This is a genomic window from Nocardia amamiensis NBRC 102102 (genome assembly GCF_001612745.1).
Taxonomy (GTDB): Bacteria; Actinomycetota; Actinomycetes; order Mycobacteriales; family Mycobacteriaceae; genus Nocardia; species Nocardia amamiensis.
The window spans coordinates 42438-61326 of sequence record NZ_BDBA01000033.1 but is presented as its reverse complement, the minus strand read 5'-3'; the positions used below and the strand labels follow the sequence as shown (position 1 = coordinate 61326).

At 67.2% G+C, this 18889-nt stretch carries 17 protein-coding genes; 5 read left to right on the top strand and 12 right to left on the bottom strand.

Annotation, left to right across the window (positions count from 1 at the left end):
* Positions 1-24: 24 nt before the first annotated feature.
* From NA4_RS09695 to NA4_RS09685, 3 genes are all read left to right on the top strand, one after another.
* Positions 25-1575, top strand: coding sequence for an alpha,alpha-trehalose-phosphate synthase (UDP-forming) (locus NA4_RS09695; protein ID WP_067467384.1), 1551 nt, complete (start codon positions 25-27; stop codon positions 1573-1575).
* Between the two features lie 85 nt (positions 1576-1660).
* Positions 1661-2389, top strand: a complete 729-nt coding sequence (locus tag NA4_RS09690; protein WP_169811003.1) for a response regulator transcription factor — start codon at positions 1661-1663, stop codon at positions 2387-2389.
* Positions 2390-2463: 74 nt separating this feature from the next.
* Positions 2464-3873, top strand: coding sequence for a sensor histidine kinase (locus NA4_RS09685; RefSeq protein WP_169811005.1), 1410 nt, complete (start codon positions 2464-2466; stop codon positions 3871-3873).
* A 305-nt stretch (positions 3874-4178) separates the two neighbouring features.
* Here the strand turns inward: NA4_RS09685 and NA4_RS09680 are convergent, their stop codons facing one another.
* Entirely contained in the window at positions 4179-4487 is a 309-nt protein-coding gene (locus NA4_RS09680; protein WP_067467327.1) for a hypothetical protein, read from the bottom strand.
* 139 nt (positions 4488-4626) lie between these two features.
* Between NA4_RS09680 and NA4_RS09675 the strand changes: the two genes are divergently transcribed.
* Positions 4627-5814, top strand: coding sequence for a helix-turn-helix domain-containing protein (locus tag NA4_RS09675; protein ID WP_067467323.1), 1188 nt, complete (start codon positions 4627-4629; stop codon positions 5812-5814).
* 288 nt (positions 5815-6102) lie between these two features.
* Here the strand turns inward: NA4_RS09675 and NA4_RS09670 are convergent, their stop codons facing one another.
* Positions 6103-6447, bottom strand: coding sequence for a hypothetical protein (locus NA4_RS09670; protein WP_157128922.1), 345 nt, complete (start codon positions 6445-6447; stop codon positions 6103-6105).
* A 133-nt stretch (positions 6448-6580) separates the two neighbouring features.
* Between NA4_RS09670 and NA4_RS09665 the strand changes: the two genes are divergently transcribed.
* Positions 6581-7540, top strand: a complete 960-nt coding sequence (locus NA4_RS09665) for an NsdA family TPR-like regulatory protein (RefSeq protein ID WP_245671232.1) — start codon at positions 6581-6583, stop codon at positions 7538-7540.
* 442 nt (positions 7541-7982) lie between these two features.
* Here NA4_RS09665 and NA4_RS09655 read toward each other — a convergent pair whose 3' ends face one another.
* The 10 genes from NA4_RS09655 to NA4_RS09610 all read right to left on the bottom strand — a co-directional run bounded on the left by NA4_RS09655 (position 7983) and on the right by NA4_RS09610 (position 18600).
* Positions 7983-8477, bottom strand: coding sequence for a h domain protein (locus NA4_RS09655; protein WP_067467311.1), 495 nt, complete (start codon positions 8475-8477; stop codon positions 7983-7985).
* Positions 8474-9673 (bottom strand): Rv1363c family protein, encoded by a 1200-nt coding sequence (locus NA4_RS38990; RefSeq protein WP_084496945.1) that lies wholly within the window; start codon positions 9671-9673, stop codon positions 8474-8476. The genes NA4_RS09655 and NA4_RS38990 overlap by 4 nt, the downstream gene beginning before the upstream one ends.
* Complete coding sequence (locus tag NA4_RS09645; protein WP_067467308.1) at positions 9670-11094, bottom strand: MCE family protein; 1425 nt, start codon at positions 11092-11094, stop codon at positions 9670-9672. Before NA4_RS09645 ends, NA4_RS38990 begins: the two co-directional genes overlap by 4 nt.
* Entirely contained in the window at positions 11091-12335 is a 1245-nt protein-coding gene (locus NA4_RS09640; protein WP_067467305.1) for an MCE family protein, read from the bottom strand. Before NA4_RS09640 ends, NA4_RS09645 begins: the two co-directional genes overlap by 4 nt.
* Positions 12332-13597 (bottom strand): MCE family protein, encoded by a 1266-nt coding sequence (locus NA4_RS09635; RefSeq protein ID WP_067467302.1) that lies wholly within the window; start codon positions 13595-13597, stop codon positions 12332-12334. Before NA4_RS09635 ends, NA4_RS09640 begins: the two co-directional genes overlap by 4 nt.
* A gap of 79 nt (positions 13598-13676) precedes the next feature.
* Complete coding sequence (locus NA4_RS09630; RefSeq protein ID WP_067467299.1) at positions 13677-14738, bottom strand: MCE family protein; 1062 nt, start codon at positions 14736-14738, stop codon at positions 13677-13679.
* Positions 14735-15763, bottom strand: a complete 1029-nt coding sequence (locus tag NA4_RS09625) for an MCE family protein (RefSeq protein WP_084496944.1) — start codon at positions 15761-15763, stop codon at positions 14735-14737. Before NA4_RS09625 ends, NA4_RS09630 begins: the two co-directional genes overlap by 4 nt.
* Complete coding sequence (locus NA4_RS09620) at positions 15760-16932, bottom strand: MCE family protein (protein ID WP_067467373.1); 1173 nt, start codon at positions 16930-16932, stop codon at positions 15760-15762. The genes NA4_RS09625 and NA4_RS09620 overlap by 4 nt, the downstream gene beginning before the upstream one ends.
* Before the next feature lie 47 nt (positions 16933-16979).
* The gene (locus NA4_RS09615; RefSeq protein WP_067467296.1) at positions 16980-17831 is read right to left on the bottom strand and encodes an MlaE family ABC transporter permease; all 852 of its coding nucleotides are present in this window, start codon (positions 17829-17831) and stop codon (positions 16980-16982) included.
* A 4-nt stretch (positions 17832-17835) separates the two neighbouring features.
* Positions 17836-18600 (bottom strand): MlaE family ABC transporter permease, encoded by a 765-nt coding sequence (locus tag NA4_RS09610; RefSeq protein WP_067467293.1) that lies wholly within the window; start codon positions 18598-18600, stop codon positions 17836-17838.
* Between the last annotated feature and the right edge of the window lie 289 nt (positions 18601-18889).

Genomic DNA, 18889 nt, shown 5'->3' with positions numbered 1-18889 from the left:
ACAAAGGATGCGTGAGTGGACCAGATGAACCCGTCCGACGACTCCGAGCACGCCAGAGACACCTCGACTGCTGACACCGCGGCCGGAACCACCGGTCCCGACGCGGGCTCCGGTTTCGTCGTCGTCGCCAATCGCCTCCCCGTCGACCTCGATCGCCTCCCCGACGGCACCACCCGATGGAAGCGCAGCCCGGGCGGTCTGGTCACCGCCCTGGAACCGGTTTTGCGCAACAACAAGGGCGCGTGGGTCGGCTGGGCCGGAGTCCCGGACGTGGACATCGAGCCGATCATCGAGGACGGCCTCGAACTGCACCCGGTCCCGCTGGCGGCGCAGGAGGTGGCCTACTACTACGAGGGCTTCTCCAACGGCACGCTGTGGCCGCTCTACCACGACGTGATCGTGCGCCCGGTCTACGACCGCAAGTGGTGGAGCGCGTATGTCACCGTGAACCGGCGTTTCGCCGAGGCCACGGCCAAGATCGCCGCCGAAGGCGCGACCGTATGGGTGCAGGACTACCAGCTCCAGCTGGTGCCCAAGATGCTGCGCATGCTGCGCCCGGATCTGACCATCGGCTTCTTCCTGCACATCCCGTTCCCGCCGGTCGAGCTGTTCATGCAGATGCCGTGGCGGACCGAGATCGTGGAGGGACTGCTCGGCGCCGACTTGATCGGCTTCCATCTCCCCGGCGGCGCGCAGAATTTCCTGTACCTGGCTCGCCGGCTGGCCGGCCAGCCGACTTCGCGCGGCTCGGTCGGCGTGCGATCCAAGCTCGGCGTCGTCCAGGTGGGATTCCGTACGGTGCGGGTCGGCGCGTTCCCGATCTCGATCGCCTCGGCCGCCCTCGACGAGCAGTCCCGGCGCAGGTCGGTGCGCGAACGCGCCGCGAAGATCCGGGCCGAGCTGGGCAACCCGAAGAACATCCTGCTCGGCGTCGACCGCCTGGACTACACCAAGGGCATCGACATCCGGCTCAACGCGCTGGAAGAACTGCTCATCGATGGCCGGATCGATCCGGCCGACACGGTCATGATCCAACTGGCCACGCCCAGCCGCGAGCGCGTCGAGAGCTACATCCAGATGCGCGGCGATATCGAGCGTCAGGTGGGCCGGATCAACGGCGAGTTCGCCAGGGTGGGCTATCCGGTGGTGCACTACCTGCACCGGCCGATTCCGCGCGACGAGCTGATCGCGTTCTTCGTGGCCGCGGACGTGATGCTGGTGACGCCGCTGCGCGACGGCATGAACCTGGTCGCCAAGGAGTACGTCGCCTCCCACAGCGGACTCAACGGCACCCTGGTGTTGAGCGAGTTCACCGGCGCCGCCGCCGAACTGCGCCAGGCGTACCTGTGCAACCCGCATGACCTCGACGACGTGAAGGACGCCATCGTCGCCGCGCTCACCGACGACCGGGACGTCAAGCGCAGGCGGATGCGCGCGCTGCGCCGCCAGGTGCTTGCCCACGACGTGGACCGCTGGGCCCGCGCCTTCTTGGACGCGCTGGCGCAGGGCCAGGTCGCGGGCAGCGCGCTGCTGACCGACGACGACGTGTACCCGGAATCTCGCGAGCCGCGCTGACCAGGCATCCAGCCGACCCACGGCGCACAGCGATCACCCAGCTTCGATCCAGGAACTTCGCAGCCGGGTACTGGACCATGAAGCCATGAGTAGTGCGCCGGTGGAGCAACCCGAGGCCAGGGTGCTGGTGGTCGACGACGAGCCGATGATCGTCGAACTCCTCGCGGTGAGCCTGCGCTATCAGGGCTTCGAGGTGGACACCGCGGCGGATGGCCCCCAAGCGCTGGACAAGGCGCGCACGTTCCGCCCGCAAGCGCTCATCATGGACGTGATGATGCCGGGTATGGACGGCTTCGGCCTGCTGCGCAGGCTGCGCGCGGATGGCGTCGACGCGCCCGTGCTGTTCCTGACCGCACGGGACGAGGTGCAGGACAAAGTCGCCGGCCTCACCCTGGGAGCCGACGACTACGTCACCAAGCCGTTCAGCCTGGAAGAGGTCGTGGCGAGGTTGCGCGTCATCTTGCGGCGCGCCGGTCACGCCGCGCCGCAGCGGGAGAGCTCGCGGATCCGCTTCGAGGACATCGAGCTCGACGACGACACCCATGAAGTGTGGAAGGCGGGCGAGCCGGTGGCGCTGTCGCCCACCGAGTTCACGTTGCTGCGGTATTTCATGGTCAATGCCGGAACGGTGTTGAGCAAGCCGCGCATCCTCGATCACGTGTGGCGTTACGACTTCGGCGGCGAGGTCGGCGTTGTGGAGACGTACGTCTCCTACCTGCGCAAGAAGGTCGACACGGGCCATACGCGGCTGATCCATACTCTGCGCGGCGTCGGCTACGTCATGCGCGCACCCCATCGCAAGAGCGGAACGTGAGCCCGAGCAAGGTCGCGACGGCGCGTACGAAAGCCTCCGAACTGCTGTCCGCGATCCCCCTGCGCGTGACGCTGATGGTCCTGCTGGTGCTCACCGCCGGGCTCGGCCTGCTCGTCTCCGGCATGGTGGTCACCTCCGCCTTGGAACAGCAGCTGACCGACCGGACCGACCAGCAGTTGCGCGAGGGCGCGATGGAGTGGTCGCGGCGGCCCCCTCCAACGCCGGTGCTACCGCCCGACCCACGCCACGCCCCCAGCCAGTTCTATGTGCGCTCGTTGCGGACCGACGGGCGCATGTTCGTGATCGGGGCTTTCGGTGTCAATACCGAACCCGACCTCCCACAGACACCGCGATCGGGTCCGTACACCGTTGGCTCCGTGAAGGGACCGACCGAGTGGCGTGCGCTGACGGTGCGCACTCCAGACGCCACGACCACGGTGGCGCTGCCGCTCACGCAAAACACCGACACGGTGCAGCGGTTGATCATGCTGCAGTTGATCGTCGGCGCGATCGTCCTGGCCGCGCTCGCGGTGATCGCGTACTTCATGGTGCGGCGCAGTCTGCGGCCGTTGCGCCGGGTGGAAAGTATCGCCGCGGCGATCGCGGGCGGCGACCTGCACCGCCGCGTCCCGGTGCGGGGCACCAACACCGAAGTCGACCGGTTGTCCCGGTCGCTGAACAGCATGCTGACGCAGATCCAGCGCGCGTTCACCGCGACCGAGGCCTCCGAGGAGGCAGCCCGGCGTTCCGAGGAGCGCATGCGCCGGTTCGTCGCCGACGCCAGTCACGAACTGCGCACCCCGCTGACCACGATCCGCGGGTTCGCCGAGTTGTACCGCCAAGGCGCCACCGCCGATCCGGGCACGTTCATGGACCGCATCGAGCGTGAATCCCAGCGAATGGGCGTGCTGGTCGAAGACCTGCTGATGCTGGCGCGGCTGGATGCCCAACGCCCGCTGGAGCTGGGTCAGGTGGACTTGCTCGCGATCGCCAGCGACGCGGTGCACAACGCGCGCGCGGTGGTTGCCGCCGGGCACACCGACGGACCCATACGCACCATCGAGCTGAAGGTCGAACCGGGCGAAGGAACGCTGGAGGTACCCGGCGACGAGGCGCGGTTGCGCCAGGTCCTGGACAACCTGCTGAACAACGCCGTCACGCACACAACACCCGACGCCGCGGTGACGGTCCGGCTGACACCCGCGGCCGATCACGTTCTGCTCGAGGTCGCCGACACCGGCCCCGGCCTGCCGCCGGAGGAGGCCGAACGCGTCTTCGAACGCTTCTACCGCACCGACACCTCCCGCACCCGCAGCAGCGGCGGCACCGGACTCGGCCTCTCCATCGTCCAAGCCCTGGTCACCGCCCACGGCGGCAAAGTCGGCGTGCACAGCGCGCCTGGTGAAGGGACAACATTCACTGTGCGGCTGCCCCGCGAAACGGACTCGCCCGGCACTGACAAGACCTCGACTGCCACCACGTAGCACTGGTGCTTCGGGCTCATCGTGTTCACGAACTCCACTACTGGAGTCGAGCTTCACGCCGAGGTCCACGAGGCTAGGTACCTGCCTCGGTGATGGGACCGTAGCACCGCCGGTCGCACGCAGCTCAGCCCGGAGTCAGGGCAGGAAATCGCGGTAGCGCGGGTCCGAGATCACGCATAGGCCGGGTCGATCGCCTCGTCCTCGAGAATTTCGGCGTGCTCTCTTCGGGGGTTTGAACTGCACGGAGCCGTCGGTGAGGAATTCGCGGATCCGGAGTCCGTCATCGCCATGGTTGACACCGGCATTCACCGGAGGTTCCTCCCGGGCCGCATGCGCCCGGCTTCGATGAGCACGTCGATAGCTGCGCCCTTGGCACCGCAAGTGCGGGCGTCGCAGTCGATGTGTTCCTGTGTCACCCAGTGCGCTTCATCCACCGGGAATGGTCTGCGCGGCGCTGCGTGAGGTCCTGGGCGTTGCGGCAGTTCGTCGGTGTGCTCGAGTTCGGACAGTCGGCCGCCCAGGTCGATCAGCCACGGCAGCACGCAGAACAGCAGTAGCAGCATCCCGACGACGGCGGCTGCGACGATCAATACGACTGCGAGTTCTTCGGGCATCCCGATACCCCTTGGCGCGTTGGTGTGGTTGGTGAGCACCCGACGCCGAGGACTCGGGTCAACCCGGCGTCGGGGCCTGGGGATACCTTGTCCTGGGTGAACCCATGCGGAGCGGCACATCGTGTGTCACCGTGGGGGCATGGACGATGCGGGGATCGGCGAACGGACCGCGAGGGCGCGCAAGCTTGCCCGGCTCACCCAGCTACAGCTTGCGCAGAAGGCGAACGTGTCGATGTCGCTGCTGCGCAAGGTCGAGCGAGGCACCCGCCCCGCCTCGCCCGCGTTCATCGCGGCCGTGGCCCGAGCGCTGGGTGTGAACGTCGAAGCTCTGACTGGACAGCCCTATGCGCCGGTGCGCGTCGACACTGCGGCGCACGCCGCCATCCCCGGGCTGCGACGCTCGATCCTGGCGTTCGACGATGAACCACTAACCGGGCCAGCGACATTCGTGGATTTGACTGCGGCACTGCATCGGGTCCGGGAGAGCAGGCACCGGGGCCGGTACGGTGACCGCATCGCCGAACTGCCGGACGTGATCCACGGTCTGCATGTGCTCGCGAACGACGAGCCTTCCGAGCCTCGCTTGGGCGCGATCTATTCGACGCTCGCCTACGCCTATAACAGCGCGTCATCGATCGCCTACCGGTACGGCTATCTCGATCTCGCCGGGCTGGCAGCCGAGCGTTGCGTATGGGCCGCTGAGCGCAGTGGTGACCCGGCGTGGCCGATCGCGGCGGAATTCCATCGCGCGGTGATCCTGCTGTATTCCGGCGCGTACGCCGCTGGGTTGCGGATCGTTGAGCGCGCGTACGCCGCCAGCGAGCAGCTACCCACGACACCGGAGATCCTCGCGGTGCGCGGCGCGTTGCACCTGCGGGGTTCGATACTGTCGGCTCGTGCGCTCGACGGCGACACCGCCGACGCGCATCTTCGGGAGGCACGCCGGATCGGCGAGGCGATCAGCTCCGACCAGTATCAGGAGTACGGGACCCGGTTCGATCTGGCGAACGTCGACATTCACTTCGTCGCTGTACCGGTCGAACTGTCCGATGGGACAACGGCCGTATCCCGCGCAGGACAGGTACGCCTACCGGCGTCGGTCGCTCCCTCCCGTGCCGGGCATCACTGGATCGATGTGTCTCGCGCATGGTTGCTACACGGGGACAAGCAGCGTGCGCTGACCAGCCTCGAACACGCGCGCAAGATCGCGCCGGAGCTGACGCGCAACCACCCCCAGGTGCATGAGACCGTTCGCGTACTCGCCCACGCCCGCCGCGGAACCGACGCCCTGACCCGGTTCGCGAAGTGGGCCAACGTCAAGATTTGAGCCGCATCGCTGGTGGCCAGGTCGTTGCTCAGCCAGACACTGCGCTCGACCCGGAGATTGTCGAAGCTGATCACCGAGTTGTCCATGATGACCGCGGCTGATGGTCGAGCCAGGTGATCGTCACGCCGGGGCACGGGTCGCCGTTGCCGTCGCGTAGGCGCGCCGTGAACAGGTGCACGCCCTGATCGACGCCCGCCGCGTCGATGGACCGTGCGCCGATGACGCAGACCCGAGCAAACCGGGATGCCGACGCTGGGCATGAATTTCTGGGTCTAGTTCTCGGGCGGCTCAGACCGGAGTGACGACCTCGACCCACCAGCGCGAGTCGGTTTTCGCCAAGGTGACGCGCACCCGGCTGCCAGTGGTGGTGCCCTGGGATGTCTTTCTCGTCATGACCTGGTTACGGGCGTCGCAGTCGATGTGTTCCTGTGTCACCCAGTGCGCTTCATCCACCGGGAATGGTCTGCGCGGCGCTGCGTGAGGTCCTGGGCGTTGCGGCAGTTCGTCGGTGTGCTCGAGTTCGGACAGTTGACCGCCCAGGTCGATCAGCCACGGCAGCACGCAGAACAGCAGTAGCAGCATCCCGGCGACGGCGGCTGCGACGATCAATACGACTGCGAGTTCTTCGGGCATCCCGATACCCCCTGGCGCGTTGGTGTGGTTGGTGAGCACCCGACGCCGGGGACTCGCGGGTCAACCCGGCGTCGAGTGCTACGGAAAGTGTGTTCTGCCAGCAGACTTCGCCGAATGGGCATAGTGTTTGCGTGTGTTTTCCGATACGGGGGTGACGGGCGAACTGCTGCGCGAGCTGCGCACAATCGCCGGTATCGGCTTGCGGCGCATGGCAGGTAAGACCTGCTTCACCCCGGGCTACCTATCGCTGATCGAGACCGGCCAGCGGCCCGTAACCGCCGCAGTGCTAGAGGCATACCGGTCGGTGCTGTCGGATCCCGTGCTGGGGCTGGAATCCGTCGACCTGGAACGGCTCGGCGCGACCGTAGGTGACCCGTCCAGCGCGGGCCGTGCAGGACTGAACGACATCTCCGCGATTCTGGACCGCACACGACACCTCGAGGACATTGTGGGCGCGGCGGCCGTCGTGCAGCTGGTCCGCGGCATGGATGCAACAGCGCGCACCCTGGCACGCCACCGAGCAGGCGGCCCAGCTTCGGCCAGCCTCGCATCCGAAATCACGCGATACCGTGGCTGGTTGGAGCACGCCACCCACCGAGCGCACATCGCCGACAGGGTCCTCGGCGACGCCGCCAAGCTCGCCGCTGACGGCAATGACCCATCACAGCTTGCGCACGCGCACAGCTTCCGCGCCTATGCCGCGCGCCACAACGGCGACCTACAGCGCGCTGTGGACCTCACCGACTCGGCGATAGCCGTCACACGGGCGCATCCGATTCTCGGCGTCTACGACCGCTATCAGCGGGCCGAACTGCTCGCCCTGCAAGGAGACCGTCGCCGCGCTGCCCGGGCGCTGCACCATGCCGACGTGGCAGCAGCGGCAACCGAAGGGATCGACCTCCCGGCGTTCGGATACTGGTACACGCCGGGGTTCTGGGGCCTCGAGCGCGGCGTCGTGCTAGCAGCGATGGGCCGCGCCCCAGACGCGATACGGGAAGCCGAGGACGGGTACGCGGCTCTGCCGGATGGTCACAAGGGCACCGACTGGACGCGCTCGATGCTCACCCAGATCGACCCCGAGATGAGCGTTTGAGCAGCCAAGTTGCCGATGCGCATCTTCGGGACGCACGCCGGATCGGCGAGCCGATCAGCTCCGACCAATATCAGGGGTACGGGACCAGGTTCAATCTGCCGAACGTCGACATTCATTTCGTCGCTGTGTCGCATCTGTGCTGTTCATCGACCAAAACGGTATCGAAACGACTCGAAAGTGTACTGTCTATTTGGATTCACTCAAGCATGACAAATCGAAAGTATGTTCTGAGAACGACCGAGAGCGCTACCTCGAGGCGCTCCGGAGGGCGGACAAAGGCGACTACGGAGCGATGGGCGAGTTCCTTGCTCGCGCGATCCTCGACAACCTCTACCGATTCATCGTCCCGGCAGTGGCAGGACCAGCCAAGCTCGTCCGGAATCCTCCGTTCCCGCCCGAGCCGCAGCGGCGCTGGACGATCCATCGCGCGGTTCTTGGGCGCTCACACCGGAGTGACGGCCTCGACCAACCAGCGCGAGTCGGTTTTCGCCAAGGTGACGCGCACCCGGCTGCCGGTGGTGGTGCCCTGCGGCGTGTCCTTGCTGGTCATGACCTGGTTCAGAAACAGCAGGACCACCGCGTGCGAGCGGTCGGCGGAGACGACACCGCCTGCCTGCGTGGTGGCTGTGACGGTGAGCTGCTTTTCCTTGGCGCCCGGCGCGATCTGCTTGTCGATCAGCGTCAAGTAGTCCTCGCGGAAGTCGCCGCTGAGGTTGTCGGCCGACTTTCGCAGGTCGGTGTCCACGGTCTGCGGGCTGTAGGTGAACATGGCCTCGACGGTGCGGCCGGCCGTGGCGACGGCGTCTTCGCGCGACTGCTCGGACTGCCGGTCGTCCCAGTAGCGGTATCCGTTGACGCCGCCGATGACCGCGGCCGCCGCGACCACGACGCCGAGCACCGCGAGCAGGATCCTGCCTCGAATTCCGTTCAGGTTCATGCCACGAACTCCACATCGGAGACGGTCAGGCCGGTGTCGCCGCGGGAGACGGTGACCCGGAACCGGTAGTACCTGGTCTGCGGCTCGGCCTGGCCCGCGTTGGTGAGCGTCTGCTTGGCGGCGACCAGCACACGCGCCGAGCGATCGTCGTCGCTCTCCAGCGCGGCCTCAACGATCTCGCCGCTGGAGACCACCTTGGCCTGCTGCACGATGCTGGTGAACGGGTCAACCCTGCCGTCGAACTCGGTCTTGAACTCGCCGGAGGCCAGCGACAGGATCCGGTCGATGTCCTGCTTGGCCGAGTCGGCGCGGATGGTGGTGAGATTGACGATCGCCTGCCTGGCGGTCTGCAAATACTCGGCGCGGCGTTCGTCGCGCTCATGTGCCGAGCGCATCGCGAATACCGAAACAGTCGCACCGCAAACGAGTGCGAGCACCAACAGCGCTGAGGCGGCTAGCGTGAGAATCCGGGCGACGCTGCGATTCCGCGTCTGTGCGGCCTGTTTCTCGGTCGGCGAGTCCTCGTCGGTGTCCCGCTGGGCCTCGGTTCCCGCAGCGGCGACTGCGGTCTGGTCGGCTTCGGCGGTGTCCTCGGTGTTCCCCTTGGTAAGCGATGTCTTGTCGGCCTCGCCACCATCTCCCCCGGCGACCGCTGCTTGGTCGGCCGGGTTCGGCTCGGCATCCGCTTTCGCGGCCGCAACCCCTGCCTTGCCCACCACGACCGCATCCGGTTCGGCGTCCGCTATCCCGTTGGCGAGCGATGTCTCGTCGGCCTCGGCACCGTCCACCCTGGCGACCGTTCGCTCTGCGGCAACCGCCGCCCGGCCAGCCTGGTCCGGCTGGACACCCGCTGTCGCGGCCGCCACCCCCGCCTTGCCCGCCACGGCCGCATTCGGTTCGGCATCGGCATTCGTCTTGGCGACCGTTGCCTCGGCAACCTCGGCGGTCGGCGCGCCCGAGTCGGGCATCTCCTGCGAGGCGACTTGCTTCGCCACTGAGGTCGTGGGCTCGGTCTCGGCGACTAGGGAACTCGGTCCGCTATCCAGCGTCGAGCTGGGCGTTCCCGCGCTGCGGCCCACGGCGGCCGAGGTCTTCGCGCCCGTGGTGCTCCCGGTCGTGGTCTCCTCGACCGGGGGCCCGGCCGAGCGCACCGCACGCCGCCGCGTGCGGTGACCTTCTCCGTTGTGATCACTCATCGTTGCTGCTCCTCGAGCATCGACTGCCAGCTCGACGGTACCGTGCCCGAACCGCCCGGTCCGATATCGCCCTGCCGGTATGTGCGCCCATCGGTGCCGATGTACACGCCGGTGTCCGGGTCGTATGCCTGCGCGGCGGCGGGAGTGCCGCCACCGTAACTGGCGGGTGCGACTCCAGGGGATTCGTCCGTGGGCGCGGCCGCGGGGGCGACCGGCTGCGGCGGCCCGAACGGCGGATTGTTGCCCAACGGAACGTACCCGCTCCGGCACATCTCCGGCGTCGGGGCGCGCACACCGGGCACCTCCGCGCACGGGGTGTTGCGGATACCGCGTACCGCTTCGGGCGCGTCCTGCGGCACTTTGCAGTACAGGCCGGGCGGCGTGTCCGGGGTGTCCAGCTCGCTCGGCGAGCGGCGCTGGTCCGGCGGCAGGAAGCCGGTGGTGCACGCGGGCGGGTCGTTGACCAACGACATGAAATCCACCAAGGCGCCGTATTCGAGCGGGCCGCGGACCGCGGTGAGCAGCGCGGCGACCAGTGGCGGATAGACCACCAGGACCTGCTCCAGTCCAGCGTGATACGTGACGCCCACCTGGCCGACGCTGACCAGATTCGCCAGCAGCAGCGGCAGTGTCGGCCGCAGATCGTTGAACAGCGCGCTCACCCGCTGCGCCGCGGCCGGTCCTTTGTTCAGCACGCCGCGCAGCGCGGGGTCGTGGGCGCGCAGTTGATCGGTGACCGTCGCCAGATCGGCGGTCCAGGAACGGATCGCGGCATCCGAGCGGATCTGGGTGTCCAGCAGCGGCCCGACCTGATCGAGCAGCTGTTTCGTCGGTTCGGCGTTGGCCTGCGCTTCCTGCACCAGCAGGGCCGCGGAATCGATGAACCGCTGTAGGTCGGGACCGGCGCCGTTGAACGCGAGGAACGCCTCGTCGATGACCTGCCGCAGCCGGGTGTCGGCGACGCTGGACAGCAACCGGTCGGCTTGGTCGAGCAGCGTGCCGACGTCCTGCGGCAGCTTGGTGCGCTCCACCGGGATCACGCTGCCGTCGTGCAGGTTTCCGCCCGTGCGGCGCTCGGGCGGCACCAGGTCGACGTACTGCTCGCCGACCGCGGACACGCTGCGCACCCAGGCGTCGACGTCGGCGGGGATCTTGTAGTCGCTGCCGATGGACAGCTTCGCGTCCACCCCTACGGGCGTCAGCCGGACTTCCTTCACCACACCGACATTCGTGCCACGGTAGGCGACGTTGGCCGTCGGATAGAGACCACCGGTCGCGGCCAGCTGCACCGTGACCTCGTAGCGCCCGATGCCGAACATCGCGGGCAGCTTCACATATGTCCCGCCCATGACCACCAAGCCGATCACCGTGAGCACGGAGAAGATGATCAGCTGGGTACGGACGAACGGAGTGAGTTTCACTGTCCCGGACCCCCTTGCGGTGCGCTGTTGCCAGGCAAGGGCACGGTCAATCCGGGAATCGCGGGCAGACCTGGTATCGGCGGCAGACCGGGGATGGTCGGAGCGGGTTGGGTCGCAGGCGGCGGCGCCTGGAGCGGCCCGGTGGCCGGGTCACCATTCTGCGCGGCGGTGCCCGGCGCGAAGCTGCCCAGCGCCCCTTCCACCCCGCCGAAGCGCCCGCCCAGCGGGGTACCGGTGAGGAAGTTCGAATCCAGCCGCCGCCCGGTCATATCCACCGTCATGAACAGGTTCAGGTAGTCGCCCTTGATGGCGTGTTCGAGGTTCTTCATCGGGAACGGGAAGGTGGCCAGGATCTTCAGCGCCTCGGTAAGGTTGTTGCCGGTGTCGGAGAGCGATCGCAGCACCGGGACGAGGCTGTGCAAGTTGGCCTTCAGGTCATTTCCGCTGACGTCGATGATCCGCTGCGTGACGTCACTCAATTCGCCGAGCGCGGTGAGTGCCCTGGTGATGTTTGCCCTGCGGTCGGCCAGCACGGTCAGCGCCGGATGGATCTGTTCGATGGCGGCCGCGACCACGTCGCGCTGCTGGGCCAGCTGTCCGCCGAGGCGGTCCAGGCCGCTCATCGCGGCGATGATGTCACCGGTCTGGCGGTCCAGGTTCGTGGTCAGCTCGTTCAGCTGCGGCAGCAGGTCCCGGATCGCGTCCTCCCGCCCGGTGAGCGCGGAATTCAGTTCCCGGGTAATGGTTTCCAGCTGGGCGACGCCGCCGCCGTTGAGCACCACCGACAGCGAGGACAGCACCTGCTCGGTGGTCGGGTAGATCCCGGCTCGCGCCAGCGGAATGACGTCGCCCCCTTTCAGCTCGCCTTCCGGGGGCTGATCGGTGGGCGCGGACAGCTCGACATGATTGGACCCGAGCAGACTGGTCTGCCCGATCTTGGCGACCGCGTTGGCGGGCAACCGCACGTCGGGGTTGAGCGAGACAGTGACCAGCGCGTGCCAGTCCTCCACCTCGATCCTCGACACCGTGCCGACCGTCACGTCGTGCACCCGGACCGGCGAATTCCTGGTCAGTGTGGTGACATTCGGCATCTGGATGCGTACCTGATAGGAGCCCGGCGCGGTGCCCTCGGTGCCGGGCATCGGCAGCGAGTTCAGCCCGTCCCATTGGCAACCGGAAATCGCCAGCGCCAGCCCCACCGCGACGGCGGCGGTGCGGCGCATCCGCCGCGTCGGCATCATCGCAGTCCTCCCGGGATAGCCAGTCCGGCAATGCCGTCCGGCACGCTCACCGGCGCTGGTTGCGGCTGCGCCGGGGTCTGACTCGCCGCCCGATCGGCCAGGCTGGGGTCGGTGTACACCAGCTGGTCCGGGAACGCGGTCACGCCGCTGGCCGCGTTCGACATGATCGGCACGTAGTTCATGCCCAAGCTCTTGATCACCGGCGCCAGGTACTGGGCGCAGAGGTCGGCGCTGCGATCGGAGTCGTTGGTCTCCAGCGCGCGGACCGAGCCGCACAGGAAGCCGAGCGGGTCGGCGGGGTTGTTCAGGGCGATCGCGCCGGTCAAGGTGCCTTGAGCCGGTTTGTAGATCTGGTAGAAGTTCACCAGCGCGGTCGGGCCGGAGTGCAGCACTCGTTCCAGCTCCGGCCGCTTGTCGGCGAGCACCTGGGTGGCGTCGGCCAGCCGCTGCACGCTCTCGGTGAGTTCGGCGCCGCTGTTGTCCAGGAACCGGCGCACGTCGGCCACCGCGGCGTCGAGATTGTCCAGTCCAGCGCCGAGATCCGCCGAGACGCCGGCCAGCACCGAGGACACCGACGCGAGCCGTCCGCCGAACTGCACGATCTGCTCGTTGCTCGCCGAGAGCACCTCGACGAACTTCTGCAGGTTGCGCACGGTGCCGAACAGGTCGGTGCGACCGTCCGACAACGTGCTCAGGGTCGCCGACAACTCCCGGAGCGTGTCGCGGAACCGCTGGCCGTTGCCGTCGAGGTTGTCGGCGGCGGTGTCGACGAAGCGGCCGAACGAGCCCTGCTTGTCGTCGCCGACGGGACCGAGCGCGGTGGCCAGCTTGGTCAGCTCCGCCTTGATGTCGTCCCACTCCACCGGCACCGCGGTGTGCTCCATGGGGATCACGCCGCCGTCGGACAGCTTCGGGCCGCCGGTGTAGGCGGGCGCGAGCTGAATGAACCGCGCGGAGACCAGGGAAGGCGAGATGATCACCGCCCGAGGGTCGGCGGGGACGTCGACACCGCGGTCGAGCGTCATCGTCACCTTCACCCGGTCGGCGCCCGGCTCGATCGCGTCGATCCGGCCCACTTTCACGCCGAGCACCCGCACGTCGTCGCCCGCGTACAAACCGGACGTGGACGGGAAGTACGCCGTGACCTTGGTCGTTCCGATGCGGGCTATGCCGTTCCACGCCACGGCGACGACCAGTACGGCAGCCAGCACACCGGCCACCACCAGCGCCCAGCGGGGCAGTTTCCGTACGACGTTCAGCATGCAGATTCCCCCGGACACGACTCCCCGGCCGATCTATCGACGGCTCGAGACGGGTAGCGGATGGACGGGTAATGCCCACTCATCGCGGCGGCTCCTGTATCGCGGGTTCGATCGACGGGAACGGCGTGAGATAGCTCTGTAGATCGTTCGGCAAGTGCTGCGGCCACACCAGCGCGTCCACCAGCGGCTGCAGCGTCTTGCTCGCGGCGTTGACCACGTACGCCTGGAAGTACGGGCCGCTGCCCACCTGCTCGCCGAGCGCGGCGGCGAAGGGGCCGAGCCCATCCAGCGCGTCGGCGATGTTCTGCTTGTTGCGCTGCAACAGCGCCAGCACCGAATTCAGCTTGTCCAACGCGGGTTTCAGCTGTGCCTCGTTGTCGGCGACCAGCCCGGAGAGCTGCTGGGCGAGTCCGTTGACATACACGATCAGCTGACCAAGCGCGGTGCGCCGCCGGTTCAGCTCGCCGAGCAACTCGTTGCCGTCCAGTATCAGCGCGTTGATCTGGTTTCCCCGGTCGGCGAGGATCTTCGTCACGCTCTGCGCACGCCTCAGCAAATCCGATAGGGCCGCATCGCGTGCGTTGATGCTGCGTGACAGCGCGGTGACACCGTCGAGCGCAGAGCGCAGCGGAGCGGGCGTGTCGGCGAACGTCTCCGACAGCGCGTCGAGGGTCCGATCGACCTGGTCCAGGTCCAGGTCGTGCACCGTGCCCGCCAGATCGCTCAGCGCCTCGTTGAGCGAATACGGCGAGGTGGTGCGATCCAGCGGAATCGTGTCGTCGACACGCAGCGCGCCTGGGCCGGACGGCGTCACCTCCAGCGACTTGCGGCCGAGCACCGTGTTGGTCTTGATCGCCGCTGAAGTCTTCTCCCCCAGCACGATCGACTCCGCCAATGTGAACCGGACGAGCACCTTCGCGCCGTCCAGAGCGACGTCTTCGACCCGTCCGGACCGCACGCCCGCGACCTGCACGGGGTCCCCGGGCAGCAAACCGCCCGCGTCGGCGAAGTAGGCGGTGAACGTGGCGCCGGAGCGGATGAAGGGAAGCCGGTCGAATTGCAATGCCGACAGCGCCACCGCCACCGCGAGCACGAGGCCGACGATGCCGATGGTGACGGCGGAATTTCGCTGCTCGTTCATCGCTCGTCCGCACACCTTCCGGTCGTCTGGGCCCCAGGCATGTTGATCTTCATCGTCTGTCCGTTCGGGCCGTCCACCAGGAAGTTCGTCTGGCAGACATAGAGCTGGAGGAACGAGCCGTACGAGCCGATCCGGATCAGCTGGCGATAGGTCGACGGCAGCCGCTCCAGCACCCACTGGACGGTGTCGGACCCGGCGTCGAGGTTGGTGGCCAGTCGTCCGGTCTGCTCGATCGTGCCCTGCAGGTCGGGGCGGGCCTGGGCGAGCAGGTCGGTGAGGTCGCCGGTGGCACCCGCGATGCGCGGGATGGCGTCGCCGATCTGATCCCGATCGGCGGCCAATCCGCTGATCAGACGCTGCAATTCGGCGATGGTCGTGGCGAATTGGTCGCCGCGCTCATCGATGGTCCGCAGCACGGTGTTCAGGTTGTCGATCACGCTGCCGATCAGCGCGTCCCGATCCGCCAGCGTCTTCGCGAACGAGCCGCCGCTGTTGAGCAGCGCCACCAGCGTGCCGCCTTGGCCTTGGAAGATCTGCAGCAGCGCGTTGGTCAGGTCGTTCACCTGCCCGGGATCCAAGCCGCGCAGCAGCGGCCGGAACCCGCCGAGCAGCATGTCCAGATCCAGTGCGGGCGCGGTCTGCTCCTTCGGGAGGGTGCCGCCCGGTTGCAGCACCCGATTGGAGCCGGGTCCCTCGGACAGCTCGAGGTAGCGGTCGCCGACCAGGTTCTCGTACTTGACCGCCGCGCGTGTGCTGGTGAGCAGTTGATACTTGCGGTCGACGTCGAACTCGACATGCGCCAGATAGTCCTTGCCGACCCGCACCGAGGTGACCGACCCGACCGGCACACCGGCGATGCGCACCTTCGCGCCGGGCAGCATGCCGGAGGAACTGGTGAACACGGCGTGGTAGCTGTGCTCCCGCGCGAAGCGCATCTGGCTGAACACGACCGCGAGTCCGGCGAAGACCAGCGTCATCACCAGGGTGAAGATGGCCAATTTGACGGTCGTCGCGGTGTTTTTCACGGACGCGGCACCCCCGGCATTCCGGCGAACAGGATCTGGAAGATCTTCGGCGGGTTCACCGTCAGCGTGGTCGACGGTGTGTACACCAGGCCTTCCGAGGTATCGGTGACGACATAGTTCGCGTGGCTGCCCGGCACCCGGTCCAGCAGCCCTTCGCAGCGCGGGCCGCCGGTCGCGTTGACCTTGGGCAGGTCCTCCGGATAGGTGTAGGGCTTGACGCCGTACATGAAGCCGGTGTTCAGCGCGACGCCTTCTTGTAGGCCGCCGAAGACCGCCTCACCCATCGGGAGCGCCTTGCCGAGGCCGCCGATCAGGCAGTAGAGCGCGGGCGCGTACTCGTCGAGCAATCCGGTGGTCGGGCGCAGCAGATCGAGCGCCGTGACGAGCTGGCTCTCGTTGTCGCGCAGGACCGAACCGGTGGTGTCGGCCAGCCCGATGAGGTTCACCAGCACGTTGTCCAGACTGTGCTGCTCCTCGACCAGGGTGTTGCTGGTGACGGTCGCGTTGTTCACCGTGCGCAGCAGGTCGTTCACCGTGTCCGCGTACAGGTTGGTGACGTCACTCGTCTTCGCCAGGTCCTGTTGCAGCGTGGGCAGGTACGGGTTGATGTCGCGCAGGTACGCGTCGCTCTGCGCGAGCAGGTCGCCGAGCTTCTCCCCCCGGCCCTGCAACGCGGTGCCCAGCGCGGACAGCGTCGCGTTCAGCTTCTCCGGCTCGATCTTGGCGAGCACGTCGGACAGATGCTGGAACAGCGTGTTGAACTCGACGGTCACCTGCTGCGCCGTCACGGTCGCGCCCGGCTGCAGCGGGGTGGTCGAAGGCTGTTCGGGAACAACGAAATTGACGTACTTCGCGCCGAACACGGTGGTGGACCTGATGTCGACGTCCGCGTTGGACGGCACCAGCTTCAGCAATTCCGGATCGAGGGCCAGTTTCAGCGTGGCGCCCTCGGCAGTGTTGTCGACGGACGCGACGCGCCCGATCTCCACACCGCGGATCTTCACCTTGGCGTCCGGGTCCAGGACCAGGCCGCTACGCGGCGCGTCCACCGTCACGGTGGCGGTGGTGGTGAACCCGCCGACGAACATGACCAACGAGACCGCCACGATCGCGACCAGCGCGAGCACCATCGCGGCCCCGGCGAGTTTCAGCCCGAGACCGCCGCGCATCGCCCGCAGGAAGCGGCTTTCGGTTTGCTTCGATTCCGCCATGTCGCTTATCCGGAGAGATGGAAGTTGCCGGAGGTGCCGTAGATGGCCAGCGAGATCAGCAGGGTCACCGTGACCACCGCGACCAGCGAGGCGCGCACCGCGTTGCCTACCGCGACACCGACGCCGACCGGTCCGCCCGCGGCGTTGTAGCCGTAGTAGGTGTGGATCAACATGACGGCCAAGGCCATGAAGATCGCCTGGGCGAACGACCAGAGGATGTCGCCCGGGATGAGAAAGGTCGAGAAGTAATGGTCGTAGACGCCCGCCGACTGCCCGTAGATCACCACCGTGGCGAACCGGCTGGCCAGGAACGAGGCGATCACCGCGAGCGCGTAGAGCGGGACGATCGCGATCATCCCGGCCAGCACCCGCGTGCCGACCAGGTACGGCACCGGCCGGATCGCCATCGACTCCAGCGCGTCGATCTCCTCGGCCACCCGCATCGCGCCCAGCTGCGCGGTGGAACCGGCCCCGATGGTGGCGGCCAGGCCGATGCCGGAGATGACCGGCGCCGCGATGCGAACGTTGATGAACGCCGCGAAGAAGCCGGTGAGCGCCTCGACGCCGATGTTGCCCAGTGAGCTGTAGCCCTGCACCGCGATGGTGCCGCCCGCGAACAGCGTGAGGAATCCGACGATCACCACCGTGCCACCGATGACCGCCAAAGCCCCGGTGCCCATGCTGATCTCGGCGATCAGCCGGATCGTCTCGGTGCGGTAGTGCAGCAGCGCCCGCGGCATGGAACCGAGCGCCTGGGCGTAGAACACGGCATGCTTGCCGACCGAATCGAGCGAGTCCGAGATCCGGCGTACGCGCCGAACGGTCCGGGGGAAGCGGGATTCGATAACGAAGGCCATCGCGTCACCGCGCCGTGAACTTGATGCCGACGGCGGTGACCACCACGTTCACGACGAACAGGGCCATGAAAGCGAAGACTACGGTCTGATTCACCGCATCACCGACACTCTTGGGTCCACCTTTGACATTCAGGCCCAGATAACAGGCGACCAGCCCGGCGATCAGCCCGAACAAGCCTGCTTTCACCTCGGAAATGATCAGTTCGGGCAGATGGGTGAGCAGCGTGATCCCATTGACGAACGCGCCGGGGTTGACATCCTGCAGATATACCGAGAACAGAAACCCGCCGACGATGCCGATCGTGCACACCAGGCTGTTGAGCATCAGCGCCACGAACATCGATGCGAGTACGCGCGGCACCACCAGCCGGTGCACCGGATTGATGCCCAGCACCCGCATCGCGTCTATTTCCTCGCGAATGGTGCGTGCGCCCAGGTCGGCGCAGATCGCGGTGGCGCCGGCCCCCGCGACGATGAGCACGGTGACGATCGGCCCTACCTGAGTAACGGAGCCGAACGCCGCGCCCGCGCCGCTCAGATCGGCCGCGCCGATCTCGCGCAACAGGATGTTCAGCGTGAAGCTCACCAGAACGGTGAACGGAATCGCCACCAGCAATGTCGGGACGATCGAGACTCGCGCGATGAACCAGGACTGGTCGATGAACTCCCGCCATTGAAAGGGCCGGCGCACACTGGAACGTGCGACGTCGGCGATGAGTTCGAAGAATCCACCCACGGCCCGCAACGGCACGGCAAGGACCTGGTTCATCCGCGATCCTCCTTGCTCAACCGACGTACACGGCGCACGGCGCGAATCTCAACCGTGGCCGCACCGCCGGAACGATTAGAACATGTTCACCGTGTTGCCGGAAGTATTTTTCACACTTTTGAAGTGCATTTTCTCGAAAAGTCGGCATATTAAATTTGACACCGGTTTCAATCGAGAATGATCCCACCTCTGTGAAGCGTGACATACCCAGTCCCTATGTCTACCAAGCGCCGATCCCCCGATCAACAGTTGGTCAGCTGACCAACCAGCGCACCCGCGGCAAGCCCCC

Excerpts from the sequence above, each read along its gene's own strand:
- NA4_RS09695 (WP_067467384.1), top strand. The coding sequence starts at position 25 with ATGAACCCGTCCGACGACTCCGAGCACGCCAGAGACACCTCGACTGCT.
- NA4_RS09690 (WP_169811003.1), top strand. The coding sequence starts at position 1,661 with ATGAGTAGTGCGCCGGTGGAGCAACCCGAGGCCAGGGTGCTGGTGGTC.
- NA4_RS09685 (WP_169811005.1), top strand. The coding sequence starts at position 2,464 with ATGGTCCTGCTGGTGCTCACCGCCGGGCTCGGCCTGCTCGTCTCCGGC.
- NA4_RS09680 (WP_067467327.1), bottom strand. The coding sequence starts at position 4,487 with ATGCCCGAAGAACTCGCAGTCGTATTGATCGTCGCAGCCGCCGTCGTC.
- NA4_RS09675 (WP_067467323.1), top strand. The coding sequence starts at position 4,627 with ATGGACGATGCGGGGATCGGCGAACGGACCGCGAGGGCGCGCAAGCTT.
- NA4_RS09670 (WP_157128922.1), bottom strand. The coding sequence starts at position 6,447 with ATGCCCGAAGAACTCGCAGTCGTATTGATCGTCGCAGCCGCCGTCGCC.
- NA4_RS09655 (WP_067467311.1), bottom strand. The coding sequence starts at position 8,477 with ATGAACCTGAACGGAATTCGAGGCAGGATCCTGCTCGCGGTGCTCGGC.
- NA4_RS38990 (WP_084496945.1), bottom strand. The coding sequence starts at position 9,673 with ATGAGTGATCACAACGGAGAAGGTCACCGCACGCGGCGGCGTGCGGTG.
- NA4_RS09640 (WP_067467305.1), bottom strand. The coding sequence starts at position 12,335 with ATGATGCCGACGCGGCGGATGCGCCGCACCGCCGCCGTCGCGGTGGGG.
- NA4_RS09635 (WP_067467302.1), bottom strand. The coding sequence starts at position 13,597 with ATGCTGAACGTCGTACGGAAACTGCCCCGCTGGGCGCTGGTGGTGGCC.
- NA4_RS09630 (WP_067467299.1), bottom strand. The coding sequence starts at position 14,738 with ATGAACGAGCAGCGAAATTCCGCCGTCACCATCGGCATCGTCGGCCTC.
- NA4_RS09620 (WP_067467373.1), bottom strand. The coding sequence starts at position 16,932 with ATGCGCGGCGGTCTCGGGCTGAAACTCGCCGGGGCCGCGATGGTGCTC.
- NA4_RS09615 (WP_067467296.1), bottom strand. The coding sequence starts at position 17,831 with ATGGCCTTCGTTATCGAATCCCGCTTCCCCCGGACCGTTCGGCGCGTA.
- NA4_RS09610 (WP_067467293.1), bottom strand. The coding sequence starts at position 18,600 with ATGAACCAGGTCCTTGCCGTGCCGTTGCGGGCCGTGGGTGGATTCTTC.